Below are 18,833 nucleotides of genomic sequence, written 5' to 3'. Positions count from 1 at the left end.
TGTCATTTATTGACGTCGCCTTGTCATTTTGTGACAGTGCCGACTCTCTCTCGTCAGGGCGCACACGATGGCGACCGTCGAAGCGGAAGTCCCCGCCCGCTACTACCTGAAGATGGCCGAGGTGCTGACACGCCGCGGCGTCGACGTTGCCGCGTTGCTGACTGCGGCCCAGGTCGACCCGCGAGCACTGCAGCGACCCGATCCAACGCTGACGCTGGCCCAGGTCGAGGCCTTGATCACCCACGCCGAAGCCATGGTCGGCCGCGTCGACCTGAGTTTCGACCTCGGCAAGGCGCTGAAGCTGAGCACCCACACGATCGTGGGGTTCGCGCTGCTGAGCAGCCCCAACATCGATTACGCGCTGAAGCTGGCAGCGCGCTACTTCCGGCTGATCCTGCCGACGTTCCGGATGCGCGTGCAGTCGGCGCCGGGCCGAACCGAGATCGCGTTCGAGCCGATGCTGTCGATGTCGCAGACCTGCCTGCACTTCCATCTGGAAACGATCGCGTCGGCCGTCCACTGGGAAATGCGCGAGCTGATGTCCGGTCATCTGCCGCCGTACGTGCTGTCGCTGTCGTTCGCCCCGCCGCCGCATGTGGCGCGCTACCGCGAGCTGGCCGAAGCACAGTGCCGGTTTTCGGCTGAAGCCACGCCCGGCATCCGGCTGATCTTTACCGAGGATCTGTCGCGTTATCCGCTGGCGCTGGCCGACGAGCACGCCCTGCAGATCGCCGAGGCGCAATGCACCGCCCTGCTTCACAACGCCGTCAGCCGCGGCAAGCTGTCGGATTGGGTTGCGATGATGATGCGCGAGGCCAGCGGCGGCATGCCGTCGCTCGAAGAGCTGGCCCGAACGCTGAACCTGTCGGCCCGAACGCTCGACCGCTACCTGCAAAAGGAGGGTCGCCAGTTTCGCGAACTGGCAGCCGAGCAGCGCCAGCGTCGCGCCGAAGCGATGCTCGCCGACAACCAGCTGTCGATCACCCAGATCGCGCTCGAACTGGGCTACAGCGATGCGGCCAATTTCACTCGCGCTTTCCGCAAGATCAGCGGCGTGAGTCCCAGCCAGTGGCGTGCTCACATCAGCGCGCCGGCACACCACGCCCCCTGACGATGCCGAGAAAAAAAACCAGCGAACGCACCGATGCCCCGTACCGGATCAAGGCCGTTGCCGCCCTGACCGGCGTGTCGCGCGAAACGATCCGCTACTACATCAACGAAGGTCTGCTGCCACCGCCGGTCAAAAGCGCGCGCAACATGGGCTGGTACACCGACCGCCATGTCGAGCTGCTGCGGCTGATCCAGAAGCTGCAGGCCGAGCGGTTCCTGCCACTCAAGGCGATCAAGGCGGTGTTTGAAGGCGCCGACGAGGCCGACTTCAGCGTGCCGCAGCAACGCGCATTCGACGAGATGCGCCGGCACATTGCCACCGAACATCGCGACCTGCCGCTGGCCGGGTCATTTGACGCGCTGGCAGCACGGATGGGCTTATCGGCCTGGGAAACCGGCGAACTCAAGCGCTGCGGGATCGGCGCCAACGGCGAGGCCACGCTCAGCGACCTGGAGATTTCGCGGCAATGGATCGCGATCCGCGACGCCGGCTTCAACTTGGAACGCGGGTTCTCACCCGCTGATCTGATGTACTTCCAGGACGTGGTCGAGATTGCGTTCCGCACCGAACTGAGTTTGTTCCGCCGCCGCGTCGGCGAAATCGACGAACGCGACTCGGCCAAGGTGATCGACGTGGTGATTCCGGCGCTGAACCGGATCTTCGAAGTGCTGCATCAACGCCGGGTCGCCGCGTTTCTTGAGGCACGCGCCAGCGGCCAGACCATGGACGCCGCCGCCGCCAGCACCGAGCCGGTCAGGCGCCCCGAACCAGCAGCGCATGCCGACAGCGGCCGCGCATCGCGCAAATCACGAGTCCGCACCACCGCCCCGTCCTGAGCCGGGACGCGGTGCGTGACACTCCTTCGGCGGTACGCCGACGGGTGTTGCCGACCACGGCGTCCAAAGTGCATAGTCGAACTGCGTACTTGTACCGGTTTTTCCCCTACTTTCGATTGGATCGGGTCGCCCCGAGCTGACCCAAGCGCAGGATGCCGCCGGTACGGCTGACGCCCGAGTCAAGTCGCGCGCCTGTCCCCACAGGCCTGCCAGCCCGCGTCGGTGATGCCGACGCAGGGCGATAAAAACGATGAATCACATGAGGAGTGAATGATGAAACCCAAGTCGATCCGGGCCGCGTCCGCCCTGCTGGCCGGCATCACGCTGGCGTTTGCACCGATGGCGGCGATGGCCGCCGTGTCCGAGGCCGAGGCCGCCAAGCTGGGCAAGGAACTGACGCCGGTCGGCGCCGAGCGCGCCGGCAACAAGGACGGAACGATCCCGGCCTGGGCTCCCGAAGCCAAGCGTGGCGCGCCCAAGGGCGAATACCCGAACAACGCCAAGATCGACGGTGAAAAGCCGCTCTACTCGATCACGGCGGCCAACATGGCGCAGTACGCCGACAAGCTGACCGAGGGCCACAAGGAACTGCTGAAGCGCTACCCGGCCAGCTACAAGCTCAACGTCTATCCGTCGCACCGCTTCGCCAACTTTCCGCAGAAGGTGCTCGACGAAACCGTCAAGAACGCCACGCGCGCCAAGCTCGACGGCGTCGACAACGCCAGCGGCGCGCTGATCGGCTTTCCGTTCCCGATCCCCAAGACCGGCGCCGAGCCGGTGTGGAATCACCGCGTCAAGTTCCGCGGCTCGGACATCCGCCGCTTCAACAACCAGATGATCGTGCAGCCCGACGGCCGCTTCGCGCTGACCAAGATCGTCGAAGACGTGACCTTCAGCTACGCCAACATCGAGTCGCCCAACGCCCCGGAACTCAAGCCCGGTGCTGACTTCCTGCGCTATCTGTCCGAAACGCTGAGCCCGCCGCGCATCGCCGGCACGACGATCCTCGTGCACGAAAAGGCCGGCTTCGGTCCCGAAGGCCGTGCGGCCTGGCTCTACGCGCCCGCGCTCAAGCGCATCCGCCGCGCACCGGCCGTCTGCTGCGACAACCCCTACGAAGGCACCGACGGTCACCAGTTCTACGACCAGGTCGACATGTACAACGGCGTGCTCGAACGCTTCACCTGGAAGCTGCTCGGCAAGCGCGAGATCTACATTCCGTACAACTCGAACAAGATCGCCGGCCCGAGCGTCAAGTACGCCGACATGGCGCGTCCGAACCACATGAACGTGGATCTGCCGCGCTACGAACTGCACCGCGTCTGGGTCGTCGAAGCCGAGAACAAGCCCGAGCTGCGCCACACGTTCAAGCAGCGCCGCCTGTACATCGATGAAGACACCTGGAACGTCGTGGCGATCGACAACTACGACCAGCAGGGCAAGCTGATGCAGTTCCAGGAAGGCCATCTGGTCACCTACTACAACATCCTCAGCCACACCACGCAGCCGGAAGTGATCTATCACTTGAACTCGGGCCGCTACTTCATCACGGCGATGACCAACGAAGACCAGCCGTACGACACCACGGTGTCGTACCCAGGCACGTTCTTCGACGCCAACAACGTGCAGAGCCGCGCTTCGAAGTAAGCCACGGCACGAAAGCGGCAATGGGGTGACGGGCCTGCGGGATCGCGATTCCGCAGGCCCGGTTTCAATTAAAAAATCGATGCTGAGGAGAGACAGCATGTACAAAGGGAAACTGACGGGCATCGCCCGTGGGGCCGCGATGCTCGCGGCCAGCGTCGGCGCCGGGCAGGCGCAGGCGATCGAAACCAAGTTCGACGTTTTTGGGCAGAACGTCGACGCGGTGTTCAACAACACGGTGACCTTCGGCGCCTCGTGGCGCGTCGAGAACCGGGCCGACGATCTGGTCGGCAAATCCAATTTGAATCCGAGCGTCTGCTCGGGCGTTTTCCAGTCGTGCCAGGGCCTGCATCGCAACCAGATTTATCCATCGGAGCGTCTGCGAAACGCGCCAGGCATGGCGTCGACCAATTTCGACGACGGCAACCTGAACTATGATCGCGGCGATATCACGCAAGCGCCGCTGAAGATCAGCCAGGACTTTCGCTTTCTGTTCGGTAATTACGGCATCTTCCTGCGCGGCATCGGCATCTACGATCCGGCCAACATCTACGATTTCGAAACCAACAACCCGAACCTGATCACCGCCGAAAACGCCGATCGCGTCGGCATCACCGGTGATCGCGGCATCTCCAACCGCTACTTCAATCGCGTCTACGGTCCCGGCGAGTCGGTCAGCGGCCGCCGCAGCGAAGAAGAGCGCCAGCAGATCGGCCTGCGCTACGACATCCTCGACGCCAACTTCTTCGGCAGCGTGCCGTACATGGATGGGGAGCGTGAGCTGGTGTTCCGCGTCGGTCGTCAGACCGTCAACTGGGGCCAGAGCACGGTCGCCGTGATCAACAGCGTCAACCAGGCACAGCCGGTCAATGCCAACGCGCTGTATCGCCTGGGCTTTGGCCTGCTCGAAGAACTGTACGTGCCGGTCGGCATGGTGCGCATGAGCACCGAGGTCTACAGCGGCATCACCGCCGAAGCGTATTACCAGTTCGAGTGGCGTCCGATCGAAATCCCGACGCCGGGCAGCTACATGTCGTTCGTCGACATCGGCACCGGCAATCTGCGCGACAACGTCGCCGTGCACTTCGGCGGATCGGCTGACGACCCCGACATGGTCGGCAACCCGCTCGACAATCCGCTGACGCTGATCACGCCGACCTCGCTGAGCGTCGAGCGCATCCAGGACAACAACGCGCGCCATCAAGGCCAGTTCGGCGTCGGCTTCAAGTACTACGCCGAGAACATCAACGACGGCACCGAGTTTGGTGTCTACGCGATGAACTATCACTCGAAGCTGCCCTACGTCAGCTTCTACGCCACCGACGCCAGCTGCGCGCGCGCCGAAGGCAATGCGATGGGCATCAACGCGCGCAACACCTCGGAGTTCTTCGCCGCTTGCGCCAACCTGCCGGTGACCGCGGCGTCGGCGTCGAGCCAGGTGCTGCTCGATGCAACATCGCTGGCGATCCAGCGCCCGGGCATCCTGTCGGAGCTGGGTCTGGTCGGCAACAATCCGCTGGGCTTGGCCAATGCGCTGCTGCCGCGTCCTGGCATGGCCGACGGCGACGCCGTGCCGTTCGACACCGCCAAGCTGCAGATTGAATATCCCGAGAATCTGCAGCTGTACGGTGTCGACTTCACGACGACGTTCGGCGAGTACTCGTTCCAGGGCGAAATCTCGTATCGCCCGAACGTGCCGCTGCAGGTCGCACTGGTCGACTTGGCGTTCGCCTCGTTCGGCCCGACGCTGACGCGCTGCCACGACGCCAGCGTCGGTTGCGCCGGTGCCTCGTCGACGATCGGCTTCAACGAAGCCGGTGACTATGTCGTCTATGACGACAACAACTTCGTCGATGCCAACGGCAACAATCCGTTTGCGGACACGGTGAATCTGGTCGTCGGTGCAGCGCCCGGCTCGGCGCGTTCGTTCCCCAACTTCATCTCGCCGTATCGCGGCATCGCCGTCGGTGAAAACGCACCGAACAGCTACATCCGCGGCTGGATTCCGGGCAAGGTGGCGCAGTACAACCTCGGAGCCACGCGCGTGCTCGGTGCCTCGGAGAACTGGATCGGCGCCGACCAGGTGATCCTGATCTATGAACTGGCCGCCACGCACGTGCTGAACATGCCCGACTTCGACGAGCTGCAGATCGAAGGCCCGTTCACGGCGACGACCCATGCCAGCGCGGGTGCCGATGGCAGTGGTGCCGACGGCTCCCGCCTCGCCTGCTCGACCAACCCGAGCTGCTCGGTCGGCCCCGACGGTCTGCGCTTCAACCCGTTCCAGGCGCGCCGCGATTCGTTCGCCGATGCGTTCTCATGGGGTTATCGCATCGTCGGCCGCATCGGCTATGAGTCGGTGTTGCCGGGCATCAGCATCCAGCCGCTGTTCATCTGGCAGCAGGACATCCAGGGCAACTCACCGGGCCCGGCCGGCAACTTCGTCGAAGGCCGCAAGCAGCTGAACCTGCTGCTGGAAACCCGCTACGACAAGTCGTTCGCGTTCACGATCGCCTACAACGCCTTCCTCGGCGGTGGTCAGGACAACCTGTACCGCGATCGCGACAACCTGGGCTTCTTCGTCAAGTACCAGTTCTAAAGCTGGGTTGACGTTGTAGCGGCCGTTGCATCGCTCGCTGCGCCGGGCGATGCAACGGCTTTTTTGTGCGCGTCGCTAGCGCACAAGCGCGCCGAGCTGCAGCGCGCGCTGATAGTCCTCGGGACGATCGATGTCCCACAACGGCGGCAGTTCGCGCCAGTCATCGGGCGACCGCCAGCCCTGCGACGACAGCGCATCGCGTGTCTGCTGCATCACGCGCTCGCTACCCCAGTCGATCGACGTCGTGAAAGCCGCCGGGTGCGGCTCGCGAGCGCCGACCAGCACGTAGCCGCCGTCGTCAGCCGGAATGAACACCATGCGCGCCGACGCCAGCGCCGCCGCGGCTGCCTGGATGTGCGCGGCCTGCATCGCCACGCAGTCGGTGCCGATCACGATGGCGACGTCGGCCTGCTGCCGCATCGACAGCAGCGCATCGCGCATCCGCACGCCAAGGTCGTCACCGCGCTGCGGTGACAGCTGCGCGCCATGATCGCGATCGCACTGCGCCCACAGCGGATGCGCTGCATCACCCCCGACGAACAACTGCAGCAACGTCGGAGACACCGACCGCGCCAGCGCCACCGTGCGCAGAATCAGCTGCTGCTGCAGCGCGGCCGCGCCATCGGCGCCGAGCAAGGGGATCAAGCGCGTCTTGGCGTAACCCGGTACCGGCGCTTTGGCCATCACGCCGATGGCGACGCGAGGCGGCCTCATCGTGCGCGGCTGTCGTTCAGGGCCCAGTCGTAGTCGAGATACTCGATGCGAACGTCGCCGCGACGCAGCGCGACACGATCGGACTCGGTGTCGGACAGCAGATCGGCGCGCTGGGCGAACCACGCTGCGACCGATCCTCCATTGCGGGCGAAGTCGTCGGCAAACCACTGGTAGATCGCTTGTACCTGCAGCGTTCGCGTCGCCGCGTCGTAGCGATGACGTCGGCGATCGCCGAGATAGCGGCGCTGCTGGTCGTCGAGCTGGGCATCGAGCTGCGCTGCAACGTAAGGCTCGGGCCGCAACGCGGGGCAGCCGACCGAGGCGCAGTTGATCGCGAAATGGATGCGCTCGTCGCGATAGCGGGGCCGCAGCTGTTCATGCTCGATCCAGTCCAGCGTGCGCTGCTGGCCCAGCAGCACGAAGAACGGCTGCTTCCACGGCGAGCGCAGCACGCTGCCCAGGTCGCGGATCGATTGCAGCTTCGGGTAACGGCTCAGGATCAACTGCAGCGTGAAGCCGTTGTAGGCGTTGATCAGAAACGCCATCTGCTGGGCGCGCGTCCAGCCGTCGAACTCGGCCTGGCCGACCGACGACCATTCCGCCAGCACTGCATCGAGTGCTGCGCGCTGCTGCTGCAGCTGCGTGTAGTCGACGCTGCTGGCATGGCCGTCGGCGCTCCACTGCACGCTCTGCGTCAGCAGCCGCCCGTAGCCGGCGTAGGCGGCGTCCAGGGCCAGCGCCGGAACGCTGACCGCCAGCAACACGATGGCCAAGACGCAGCGCCGCGTGGGTCCGACGAGCCGGTGCACGATGTCGATGTTCAATCGCCTCTCCGCCATTGATGAAAGCGCGCCACCCAACGCAACAGGCGCTCGGGTTGATGCGCCTGCTTCCAGCGGCCCGCAACGTACTTGTTGGCCTCGGCGCGCGTTGGATAGATGTGAATCGTCGCAAGGATCTGATTCAAGCCGATGCCGTGGCGCATCGCCAGCACGTATTCGGCAATCAGGTCAGCGGCGGCTGCACCGACGATGGTCACACCGAGAATGCGGTCCTTGCCCGGCACCGTCAGCACTTTGACGAAGCCGTCGGTGCGTCCGTCGACGATCGCGCGATCCAGATCGTCGAGCGGATAGCGCGTCACTTCAAACGCAACGCCGCGCTCGCCTGCCTCGATCTCGTTGAGTCCGACACGCGCGACTTCGGGGTCGCAGAACGTCGCCCACGGAATCACCGAGTAGTCGACCCGAAACGGTCCGCCGCGTGCGGTCAGCAGCGGAGCGAACAGACTGTTGACGGCCGCATACCAGGCCATGTGCGCTGCGGTATGCGTGAACTGATAGGGCCCGGCGACATCGCCGCAGGCATAGATGTTCGGCATCGACGTCTGCAGAAACTCGTTGACCTCGACGGTACGCCCGCAGCGGATGCCGAGGCGATCCAAGCCGAAGCCCTCTAGCCGCGCGACACGGCCGACGGCGACGATGATCTGGTCGAACTCGACGACGATGCGTTCGCCTGCACGCTCGGCGATCAGCCGGTGCCCGCCATCGTGGCCGGGCTCGATCGCGACGGCACGCGTGCCGGTCAGCACGCGCAGCCCTTCGGCGGCGAAGCGCGCTTCGATCAAGCTCGACACCTCGACGTCTTCACGTATCAGCAGACGCATCTGCATCTCGACCTGGGTGACGTCGGCCCCGAGACGGGCAAAAGCCTGTGCCAGCTCGCAGCCGATCGGCCCGCCGCCGAGCACCAGCAGCCGCCGTGGACATTCGCGCAGCGACCACACGGTGTCCGAGGTCAGATAGGGAATCTGGTCTAGCCCCGGAATCGGCGGCACCTGCGGGCGAGCGCCCGTGGCGATCACGATGTTGCGCGCGGTCAGCCGGCGGCCCGCGACCTCGACCGTCCACGGATCGATCAACTGCGCCTCGCCTTGCAGGCATTCCACGCCCAGGCTTTCGTAACGTTCGACCGAGTCATGCGGTGCCACGGCCTGCACGACGCGCTGGACGCGCTGCATCACCGCAGCAAAGTCGATGCGGCCCTGCGTATCGACGATGCCGTAGTCACCGGCACTGCGCAGTTCATGCGCCAAGTGCGCGGTGCGGATCAGCGCCTTCGACGGAACGCAGCCGGTGTTCAGACAGTCGCCGCCCATGCGGTGTTTTTCGATCAGCGTGACGCGGGCTTTGACCGCAGCGGCGATGTAGGCACTGACCAGTCCGGCGCTGCCGGCACCGATCACGATCAGGTTGCGGTCGTAGCGACGCGGCCGCTTGAAGCCGGCATACACACGGCGGCGGCGCAGCGAGGCCAGCAGCGTGTTGGTCAGCCATGGAAACACGCCGAGCAACACGAAAGCCGCGATCAGCGACGGCGACAGGATGCCCGACAAGGAGCGCAGCTCCGCCAGCTGCGTGCCGGCATTCACGTACACCAGCGTGCCGGCGAACATGCCGATCTGGCTGACCCAGAAGAAGCGACGCGCCGGCATCGACGACAAACCCAGCAGCAGGTTGATCAGAAAGAACGGGAACAGCGGCACCAAGCGCAGCGTGAACAAGTAGAACGCACCATCGCGCTCGATGCCGGCGTTGATCGCCTTGAGCCGGTCACCGTAGCGCGCCTGAATCGCATCGCGCAGCAGATAACGCGCCGTCAGAAACGCAGCCGTGGCACCGATCGTCGATGCGAACGATACCAGCAGCGTGCCCCAGACCAGACCGAAGATCGCGCCACCGGCCAGCGTCAGCACGACCGCACCCGGCAGCGACAAGGCCGTTGCGAGCACATAGACGAGGAAGTACACCAGCGCCGTCGTCAGCGGTTGCGCATCGCGGATCGCCAGCAAGGCGCTGCGCTGCTGCTGCAGAGCCTCCAGCGACATCCAGCGACCCAGGTCGAACGCGACGAAGGCCGCGATGGCGGCAATCACGGCGGCGAGCAACAGCAGGCGACGCATGGTCATCGTGAACTCGGGTTGCGCAGTGGTTGCAGCAGCAGGTCGATCAGTGAGGGATCGGACTCATGGTCGAAGCCATCGACGCCGATCCGCAGCCGCCCTGCACCGTCCAAGGACTCGGCGCGATAGCTGCCGAACAGCCGGTCCCACACTGACAGATGGAAACCGAAGTTGTGCTGTGCATCGTCGTCACGGCGCGAGTGATGGATGCGATGCATCGACGGCGTCACCAGCAGCCAGCGCAAGCGGCGATCCAGCCAAGGCGGGAGCGTGATCGCGGCATGCGTCAGCAAGGCGCCGGCCGACAGCAGCAGTTCGAAGATCACGACGGCCGCCGGCGACGCGCCGATCGCAGCGACCAGGGCCAGCTTGATCAGCATCGACAATACGATTTCCGCGGGATGAAAGCGCAGCGCCGTGCTGACGTCGAGCACCGGATCGCTGTGGTGGACGCGGTGCAGCCGCCATAGCAGCGGGATGCGATGCAACAGGCGATGCTGCGCGTAGATCGCCGCGTCCAGTATCAGCACGGCCAGCGTGATTTCCAGCCATAGCGGCCCATCGATCAGCGACAGCAGACCGACCGGCTGCTGCTGCAAACGCAGCGCCAAACCGACCGCCAGCACCGGCAGCAAGCCGCGCAGACATAGCGTGCCGATTAGCACCAGTCCCAGGTTGCGCCACTGTCGCAACGCCGGCAGCGTGCGGCGCGCCTCGACACTCCACAATAACAACAGCAATCCGGCGAACACCGCCAGGCGCAGCGGTGCTTCGTGCACGACGATGGCGTCGAGCAGGCTCACGGCGAAGACCGGTCACGCGCGAAGCGGCGCGCCTGGCGCCAGGTTGCGCTCAGATGCCAGGCAGTGGTGCGGAACCAGCCATGTTCGGCGTATTTGCGCGCGCTGGTGTACAGCGGCGCCGCCAGTCGCCGCAACGGCAGGCCGTCGTGCCGAGCACGCCACACCAGAGCGTGATCTTCGCCCGCTCGCAGCTGCGCATCGAAGCCGCCGAGCCGTTGAAAGTCGTCGCGACGGATCATCAAACCCTGATCGCCGAACGGCAGCTTGAGCCAGCGGCTGCGCAGATTGGCGGCCATGGCGTTGACGACCATCAAGCGCGGGCCATCGGCCAGGAACCGCAGGTCGAAGTACGCCAGCGCCGATTCGCCGCGGTCGACGAAGCGCGCCGCGGCCTGCAATGCAGCCAATGGGATCACGGTGTCGGCGTGGACGAACCACAGCACCGCGTATCGTGCTTGCGCCGCGCCCCGATTCTGCAGGCGTGCGCGGCCACCGGTCGCGTCGTGCAGCAGATGCATCGCCGGACCCAGCTGATCATCGCGTGGCGCGATCGCCGTCGGCGCCAGCACGATCAGCACTTCGGCCGACGCGGGTAGTCCGTGATGCAGCCGGTGCAACAGCGCCGGTGACACCGCGTCGCCAGGACCGACCGGCACGATCACCGACAAGCCGGCGAGCGGGGCGGATGGCGCTTTCGGCAATGGCGTGGCGCGAGCGGTCATGACGCTGATAGTACGTCGACCCGGGGCATGACCGGATGCACAGGGCGCCGCAAATGATGCCCGGGCGTCCGCCGATGCGGCGATGCGGCGATGGCCGCTAGGCGATGATCCAGCGATAGAAGCCGAGCATGCTGGTCCCGGTAAAAAACACCTGCATCGTGATCAAGCCGTACGAGCGGCGCATCAGCGCATAGAACAGCAGCAGCAAGTTGCTGACCAGCCAGATCGCCCAGGCCCACTTCGACCAGGGCTGATTGACCGACATGATCAGCGATCCGCTCATTCCCAGAATCGCGCCCGACCACTCGAGCGCAATCGCGCGATTCTGCTGCCAGTGCAGCGATTTGGATTCCAAGACGTGCACCGATCCGATCGTCGACAACGGGCGCGCATGCTACGCGATGCGCTGGGCGATGGCACCGGGCTGCACTAGCATCCGTCGATGACGATCGAATCCCCCAACCCGGTACGCCGGCGACTGCTGATGCAACTGGGCGCCGCCGTCGCGCTCGGGCGTCCCAATACGGCCTCGGCCGCCGCGCTGTCCGACGTCGACGCCACCGCCGCGCTGCAGCAGCTTCAGCAGCGATCCGGAGGCCACATCGGCGTGCAGGTCATCGATGGCACCACGGGGCGCCGCTTCGGTCTGAATACGGAACAGCGCTTTGCAATGTGCTCGACGTTCAAGTTGCCGCTGGCGGCGTTGGTGCTGCGCGAAGCCGAAACCGCCGGCCTGCGACTGGACACCGTGCTGCGTTACACGCGTGACGATCTGGTGCCGCACACGCCGGTCACCGGCGCGCATCTGGCCGATGGCGGCATGCGCATCGTCGACTTGGCGGAAGCAGCGCAAGTGACCAGCGACAATCTCGCGGCCAACCTGCTGATTGCGGCATTGGGCGGGCCGGCAGCGGTCACGGCGCGGTTCCGCGCAATCGGTGACGAGGTGATGCGTCTGGACCGGATCGAGCCGGAGCTGAATCGCGTGCCGCCAGGGGATCTGCGCGACACGACGACGCCGGATGCGATGGCCCGCACCGTGCTGCGACTGTTCTCAACGCCATCGCCGGTGCTCGGTGCCGTATCGCAGCAGTGGCTGCGGCAGTGGATGCAAGCAACGCAGACCGGTGCGGCGCGGCTGCGTGCCGGCCTGCCGTCACACTGGGCGGTCGGCGATAAAACCGGCACCGCGCTTCCACCGGGCTTGGCCCATCAGCATCACGATGTCGCCGTGATCTGGCGCGCTGCCGCCGCACCGGTGGTCATCGCCGCGTATTACGAGGCCCCGGTCGCAGACGGCCCGCTACGCGCAGCCGATGACGCCGTATTGGCCGAGGTCGGGCGTATCGTCGCTGCTTGGTTGTAGCGGCGGCCATGCACCGCGCGGTTAGTCGCGCGGTGCATGGCGATGAAACAAGCGATCCAGCGCGAGGTACACCACCGGCGTCGTGAACAGCGTCAGCAGCTGGCTCATCAGCAGCCCGCCGACGACCGCATAGCCCAGCGGCTGACGCAGCTCCGATCCGGTGCCCAAGCCCAGTGCCAAGGGAACGGCGCCGAGCAGCGCGGCCAGCGTCGTCATCATGATCGGCCGGAAACGCACCAGGCAGGCCTGGTGGATCGCCTGCTGCGGACTCAAGCCCTGTTGACGCTGCGCGTCGAGCGCGAAGTCGACGATCAGGATGCCGTTCTTTTTGACGATGCCGATCAACAGCACGATGCCGATCATCGCCATGATCGAAAAGTCGAAGCCGAATGCCCACAGCATCAAGATCGCGCCAATGCCAGCCGACGGCAGCGTCGACAGGATCGTCAGCGGATGCACGAAGCTCTCGTACAGCACGCCAAGGATGATGTAGACCGCCAGCAGCGCCGTCAGAATCAGCAGCGGCTGCGAGGCCAGCGACGCCTGAAACGCCTGCGCATTGCCGCGAAACGTGCCGCTGATCGTCGCCGGAAATCCCATGTCGAGCTGCGCCTGCGTGATCTGGCGGACGACATCACCGAGCGCCACACCCGGCACCAGATTGAACGACAGGCTCACCGACGGGAACATGCCGTCGTGCGTGATCGCCAGTGCGCCCGATGTCAGCGGATCGCGCTGCGCGATCAGCGACAACGGCACCATCTGCCCGGTCAGCGGCGACCGCAGACGAATCTGCTCCAGGCTCAACTCCCGGCCGCGCGCGGCTTCATCGAATTCCAGAATCACGCGGTATTGGTTGGTTTCGGTTTGGTACTCGTTGATCTGCCGCTGGCCGTAGGCGTCGTACAAGGCTTGGTCGATGTCGGCGGCGCTCAAGCCGAAACGCGACGCCGCGGTGCGGTCGATACGCAGCTTCAGGATCGACGCGCCGCGCTGCTGGTCGTTGGATACATCGCGCAAGCCAGGAATCTGCCGCAGCCGGTCGGTCAGCCGGTTGGCCCATTCGGACAGCTCGGCGCTGTCTGGCCCCTTCAGCACATAGACGTACTGAGCGCGACCGCCACCGGCGCCAAGATTGATGTCCTGCGCGGTGCGCAAGAACAACTGGATGCCGGGCACTTCGGCGACCTGCGGCCGGATGCGCTCGATGAAGTCTTCCGCCGATACATCGCGATCGCGACGATCCTTCAGCACGATGAAGAAGCGGCCACTGGCCAGCGTCTGGCTGCCGAAGCCACCGCCGACCGACTGGTTGAAGCCGGAGACGGCCGGGTCGCGCAGCACGATCTGCGCGATCTGCCGATGCTTGGCGACCATGTCGTCGTAGCTGATGTCTTCGGACGCTTGCGTGGTGCCGACGATGAACGCGGTGTCCTGCAGCGGGAAGAAGCCTTTCGGCACCCAGACGTAGCTGGCGGCCGCTGCGGCGACGGTGATCCCGAACAGCAGCAGCATCGTGCGCTGGTGGGACAGCGCCCACTGCAACGCGCGGTCGTAGCAGGCCAGCAGGCGGTCGGAAAAGCCGGGCTTAGCGTCGGCGTGTGACGGTAGCGCCCGCATGAAGCGCGATGCCAGCATCGGCGCCACCGTCAGCGAGGCCACGACCGATACCAGGATCGCCGCCGTCATCGTCAGCGAAAACTCGCGGAACAAGCGGCCGACGATGCCGCCCATGAACAGCAAGGGAATGAATGCGGCGATCAATGAAAAGCTGATCGACACGACGGTGAAGCCGATTTCGGCTGCGCCGTTGCGCGCCGCCTGCAGCATGCTCTCGCCCGACTCCAGATGCCGGTGGATGTTCTCGACGACGACGATCGCATCGTCAACGACGAAGCCGACCGCCACCACCAGCGCCACCAGCGTCAGGTTGTTCAGGCTAAAGCCCATCAGGTACATCGCCGCTGCGGTGGCCACCAAGGCGACGACCAGCACGGCCGCGACGATCACGGTCGCCGACAGCTGGCGCAGGAACAAGCCCATGACCAGCACGACCAGGCCGATCGTCACGGCCAGCGTCAGCTCGACCTCGTGCAGCGACGAGCGGATCGTCCGCGTGCGGTCGTTCAACACGTCCAGTTCGACACCGGCCGGCAGCAAGCCGCGCAGCTCGGGCAGCTTGGCCAGCACGCGGTCGGCCGCGGCGACGATGTTCGAGCCGGGCTGTCGGCGGATGATCAGCGCAATGCCGGGCTCACCGTTCTGCTGTGCTTGCGTGTAGTCGTTCTCGGCACCGACGCTGACGCGCGCCACATCGCCCAGCCGCACCGGCACGCCGTTGCGATACGTCAGCACCAGTGCATCGTAGTCGGCCGGCTCGAACAGCTGGTCGTTGGCGGTGATCGTCGACACGCGGTCGCCGCCGAACAGCGCGCCCTTGGCCTGATTGACGCTGGCGCTCTGCACCGCGCTGCGGATGTCGCCCATCGTCAAGCCCAGCGAGGCCAGCTTCTGCGGCGAGGCTTGGATGCGCAGCGCCGGCTTGCGCTGACCGCTGATGTCGATCTGCGCGATGCCGTCGAGCTGAGACAACTGACGCGCGACCAGCGTCTCGCCCAAGTCCGACAACTCGCGGATCGTCAGCAGCGGCGACTGCATCCGCAGCACCAGGATCGGGCTGTCGTTCGGGTTGACCTTGCGCCAGGTCGGCAGGTTGGGCAACTCCTGCGGCAAACGCCCGGCGACGGCGTTGATGGCGGCCTGGACTTCTTGTGCGGCCGTATCGATGTCCTTGCTCAGCACGAACTGCAGCGTGATACCGACGCTGCCGAGCGCGCTGTTGCTGGTCATTTCGGTGATGCCCGGCACCGAGCTGAGCTGCGACTCCAACGGTGTCGCCACGGCCGAGGCCATCGTCTCGGGGCTGGCACCCGGCAAGCTGGCACTGACCTGGATCGTCGGCAGATCCGCCTCGGGCAGCGGCGCCACCGGCAGCAGCGGAAACGCGAGCAAGCCCAGCAGCAGCGCGCCGCAGGTCAGCAGCGTCGTCGCCACCGGATGCTCGATGCACCATGACGACAAGCCGGCGCGCATCAGGCCGGCTTGCGCGCGACTCGGCGCCGTGCTCACTGCGGCGTACCCGCGTCGGCCGGCGATGTCAGCTCCTTGACCGGCGTACCCGCGCGCAGCCGCGAATAGCCATCGACCACGATGCGATCTCCGGCTTCCAAGCCCTGATCGATCACGGCGAGGTCATCGTCCTGCCATGCAACGCGCACCGGCACGACGTCGGCCACCGCATCGCGCACGCGGAACACATAGGCACCGTTGAGCCCCTGCCGCACGCTGCGCGCCGGCACCGTCAGTGCGGCGCGCCGCGTGCCGACCAGCAACTGCGCACTGACCAGCTGACCCGGCCACAGACGTCCATCGGCATTGGCGAACTCGGCACGCAATTGGATCGTGCCGGTCGCAGCGTCGATCTGGTTGTCGATCGTCGTCAACCGCCCGGTGGCCAGCGTCGCGCCGCCATCACGCTCGCTGACGGTGACCGGCGGCTCGGCGCCGTCGCGACGCTGCATGCCGATGTCGCCGAGGCGGTCCTGCGGCAGCGTAAACAGCACCGAGATCGGATTGACTTGCGTCACTGTCACCAAGCCATCAGCGTCGCTGGTGCGCACCAGATTACCTTCGTCGACACGGCGCAGGCCGACACGTCCGGCAACCGGCGAGACGATGCGCGTATACGACAGCCGCACTTGCGCCGTCGCCACTGCCGCCTCGGCGGCCTGCACCGCTGCGCGGCGCTGCTCGACCAGCGCCGCCTGCAATTCCACGGTCTGCCGCGGAATCGACATCTCGCCGGCCAGGCTGGTGAAGCGCTGCAGGTCGAGCTCGGCAGCGCGCAGCTGCGACTCGGCCGAGGCCTGCTGCGCTTGTGCCTGCAGCAGCGCGGCGCGGTACTCGCGATCGTCGATCCGCGCCAGCAGCTGGCCCTTGCTGACGAGCTGACCTTCGTCAAAGTGAACTTCGGCGAGCACACCTTCCACTTGCGGCCGCAGCGTAACGCTCTGCAGCGACTGCACGCTGCCGATGCCGCGCGCGTACTGCGGCACGTCGCGCTGCTGCACGGTCTGCAGCATCACCGGTACCGCTGCGGGCGTCGTCGTCGGTGCCGCTGCGCGACGGTCGCGCGTCAGCATCCACGTCGTCAGCGCAACGCCCGTCAGCACCAGCACGCACACCACGATCCAGCGCTGCGCCGCTGTTGTCTGCCTGGAAGAACTCATCGGTCGTCGAACCTGCTCGTTGCCGTGTCGGGAATGCAGCAGACGCTGCTGGCTTGCCAGCAATGCCGTCTGCGGCTTGAAAATAAATCGAAGGCCTGTGCTTGAATCGCCGGAGACCCAACCCAGTATCTCATTGCGTGGCGGTGCCCTCCCTTCACCGCTCGCTACCGCCGTCATCGGCGGGTCCGGCCTCCCCCTGCCGGATGGTGGCCCTGCGAGACCTGCCCCCCAGGGTCTCGCGGGGCTCACTTTTGCGGCCACACTCCCGCAGCGCTCGCGCTTGAGGCAAGCTCCCACGCTGTTTCCATCTGAGTGTCATCGCCTTGGCCGAACCACCGCGCGAACGCCCCGCAGCACAAACCGAGCCCGATCCCGGCCGCGCGCGCGACATCGCGCAGTGGCGCAAGCAGCTGCTGCGCGTGCAGCGCATCTCGTGGCGCGACCTGGCGGCCACGCTCGGGCCCGTGATCCTGATCAGTACGCTGGCCATCGCCGCAACGATGCACTTCATCCGGCCGGCGCCGCCGCGCACGTTGACGATGGCCGGCGGGCCCGAGAGCAGCAACTTCTTCCGCACCGCCGAGCGCTACCGCGAGATCCTGGCCCGCAACGGCATCGAACTGCGCGTGGTCCCCACCAACGGCTCGGTCGATAACCTCGAACGCCTGATCGACAACGGCAGCGGCATCGACTTGGCGCTGGTGCAAGCCGGCGTCAAGGTCGAGGGCGACACCAGCCGGCTGATCTCGCTCGGCAACATGTTCCGTCAGCCGATCATGGTGTTCTATCGCAGTGCGCGCCCGCTGGCGCGGCTGTCGGACTTCGCCGGCAAGCGGATCAACATCGGCAGCCCCGGTACTGGGACGCGCCAGCTGGCGCTGGCGCTGCTGCGCGCCAACGGCATCGAGCCCGGCGGTGACACACCGTTGCTGGACCTCGGCGGCGATGCGGCACGGCGTGCGCTGCTCGACCGGCAAGTCGATGTGATCTTCATGTCCGGCGACTCGGTCGGCGTCAGCACGCTGCGCGAGCTGCTGCACACCGACGAGGTACGGCTGTTCGACTTCGTCCAGGGCGACGCCTACCAGCGGCGTTTCCGTTACCTGGACAAGCTGCTGCTGCCGGCCGGCACGTTCGACCTGGGCGAAAACCTGCCGGCACAAGCGCTGACCTTGCTGGCGCCGTCGGTAGAGCTGCTCGCGCATCGCGACCTGCACCCGGCGCTGTCGGACCTGCTGGTCGAAGCAGCGCACGAAGTGCACGGCCCCGGCAGCCTGCTGCAGAACCCGGGCGAGTATCCCAACCCGAAGCAGAACGAGTATCCGATCGGCAACGAGGCCGCGCGCTACTACAAGTCGGGCAAGGGCATCGCCTACCGCTATCTACCGTTCTGGCTGGCCAGCCTGGTCAGCCGCGCCGCGGTGATTCTGGTGCCGATACTGGTGGTGCTGGTACCGGGCCTGCGCTACGCGCCCAACCTGTACGGGTGGCGCATCAACAGCCGGATTTACAAACACTACGGCGAGCTGATGACGCTGGAGCGCGCCGCGCTGCAGCCGATGACGCCCGAACAACGCAGCGCGCTGCTGGCCCGTCTCAACGACATCGAGAAGACCATCATCAACGTCAAGATTCCCGGCGCCTTTGCCGACCAGCTGTACGTGCTGCGGCGGCATATCCGCTTCGTGCGTGACAACCTGGCCAGCAACCCCGCCGATGGCGCCACCGGCGTGCCGGGCGCGGCTGTCGACGACTGACGCCCCCGCTGCCTTCCCTTTCGCAAT

At 66.0% G+C, this 18,833-nt stretch carries 14 protein-coding genes; 6 read left to right on the top strand and 8 right to left on the bottom strand.

What is annotated here, in order from left to right:
* The first annotated feature begins 67 nt into the window (after positions 1-67).
* From BUB09_RS08610 to BUB09_RS08595, 4 genes are all read left to right on the top strand, one after another.
* On the top strand, positions 68-1,111 hold the full coding sequence (locus BUB09_RS08610; protein ID WP_072896592.1) for an AraC family transcriptional regulator: 1,044 nt from the start codon (positions 68-70) through the stop codon (positions 1,109-1,111).
* Positions 1,112-1,113: 2 nt separating this feature from the next.
* A complete protein-coding gene (locus tag BUB09_RS08605) occupies positions 1,114-1,947 on the top strand; it encodes a MerR family transcriptional regulator (protein ID WP_072896590.1) in 834 nt (277 codons plus the stop codon).
* Between the two features lie 273 nt (positions 1,948-2,220).
* A complete protein-coding gene (locus BUB09_RS08600) occupies positions 2,221-3,594 on the top strand; it encodes a DUF1329 domain-containing protein (RefSeq protein WP_072896720.1) in 1,374 nt (457 codons plus the stop codon).
* 97 nt (positions 3,595-3,691) lie between these two features.
* Positions 3,692-6,190 (top strand): DUF1302 domain-containing protein, encoded by a 2,499-nt coding sequence (locus BUB09_RS08595; protein WP_072896589.1) that lies wholly within the window; start codon positions 3,692-3,694, stop codon positions 6,188-6,190.
* Between the two features lie 75 nt (positions 6,191-6,265).
* Here BUB09_RS08595 and BUB09_RS08590 read toward each other — a convergent pair whose 3' ends face one another.
* The 6 genes from BUB09_RS08590 to BUB09_RS08565 all read right to left on the bottom strand — a co-directional run bounded on the left by BUB09_RS08590 (position 6,266) and on the right by BUB09_RS08565 (position 11,749).
* Positions 6,266-6,904 carry a TIGR04282 family arsenosugar biosynthesis glycosyltransferase gene (locus BUB09_RS08590; protein ID WP_072896587.1) on the bottom strand — a complete coding sequence of 213 codons (639 nt, stop codon included), beginning with the start codon at positions 6,902-6,904 and terminating at the stop codon, positions 6,266-6,268.
* Positions 6,901-7,728, bottom strand: a complete 828-nt coding sequence (locus tag BUB09_RS08585; protein WP_175550144.1) for a DUF547 domain-containing protein — start codon at positions 7,726-7,728, stop codon at positions 6,901-6,903. Before BUB09_RS08585 ends, BUB09_RS08590 begins: the two co-directional genes overlap by 4 nt.
* Complete coding sequence (locus BUB09_RS08580) at positions 7,725-9,875, bottom strand: dihydrolipoyl dehydrogenase family protein (RefSeq protein ID WP_072896584.1); 2,151 nt, start codon at positions 9,873-9,875, stop codon at positions 7,725-7,727. Before BUB09_RS08580 ends, BUB09_RS08585 begins: the two co-directional genes overlap by 4 nt.
* Positions 9,872-10,672: a sterol desaturase family protein gene (locus tag BUB09_RS08575; protein WP_217650265.1), complete on the bottom strand. Its 801-nt coding sequence runs from the start codon at positions 10,670-10,672 to the stop codon at positions 9,872-9,874. Before BUB09_RS08575 ends, BUB09_RS08580 begins: the two co-directional genes overlap by 4 nt.
* On the bottom strand, positions 10,669-11,394 hold the full coding sequence (locus BUB09_RS08570; protein WP_072896582.1) for a hypothetical protein: 726 nt from the start codon (positions 11,392-11,394) through the stop codon (positions 10,669-10,671). Before BUB09_RS08570 ends, BUB09_RS08575 begins: the two co-directional genes overlap by 4 nt.
* Before the next feature lie 97 nt (positions 11,395-11,491).
* Positions 11,492-11,749 (bottom strand): hypothetical protein, encoded by a 258-nt coding sequence (locus BUB09_RS08565; protein ID WP_139250200.1) that lies wholly within the window; start codon positions 11,747-11,749, stop codon positions 11,492-11,494.
* 87 nt (positions 11,750-11,836) lie between these two features.
* On the opposite strand from BUB09_RS08565, the gene bla reads away from it, so the two are divergent.
* A complete protein-coding gene (gene bla / locus BUB09_RS08560; RefSeq protein WP_084083266.1) occupies positions 11,837-12,760 on the top strand; it encodes a class A beta-lactamase in 924 nt (307 codons plus the stop codon).
* A gap of 21 nt (positions 12,761-12,781) precedes the next feature.
* On the opposite strand, the gene BUB09_RS08555 is transcribed toward bla, so the two are convergent.
* Positions 12,782-15,853, bottom strand: a complete 3,072-nt coding sequence (locus BUB09_RS08555; protein ID WP_072896714.1) for an efflux RND transporter permease subunit — start codon at positions 15,851-15,853, stop codon at positions 12,782-12,784.
* 32 nt (positions 15,854-15,885) lie between these two features.
* Entirely contained in the window at positions 15,886-17,049 is a 1,164-nt protein-coding gene (locus BUB09_RS08550) for an efflux RND transporter periplasmic adaptor subunit (protein ID WP_072896712.1), read from the bottom strand.
* Positions 17,050-17,372: 323 nt separating this feature from the next.
* Here BUB09_RS08550 and BUB09_RS08545 point away from each other — a divergent pair, with 323 nt between their 5' ends.
* A complete protein-coding gene (locus tag BUB09_RS08545; RefSeq protein ID WP_245793199.1) occupies positions 17,373-18,806 on the top strand; it encodes a TAXI family TRAP transporter solute-binding subunit in 1,434 nt (477 codons plus the stop codon).
* Positions 18,807-18,833: the final 27 nt, after the last annotated feature.

Source organism: Hydrocarboniphaga daqingensis (assembly GCF_900129825.1).
GTDB classification, from domain to species: Bacteria; Pseudomonadota; Gammaproteobacteria; order Nevskiales; family Nevskiaceae; genus Hydrocarboniphaga; species Hydrocarboniphaga daqingensis.
This window is presented reverse-complemented; position numbering and strand designations above follow the sequence as displayed.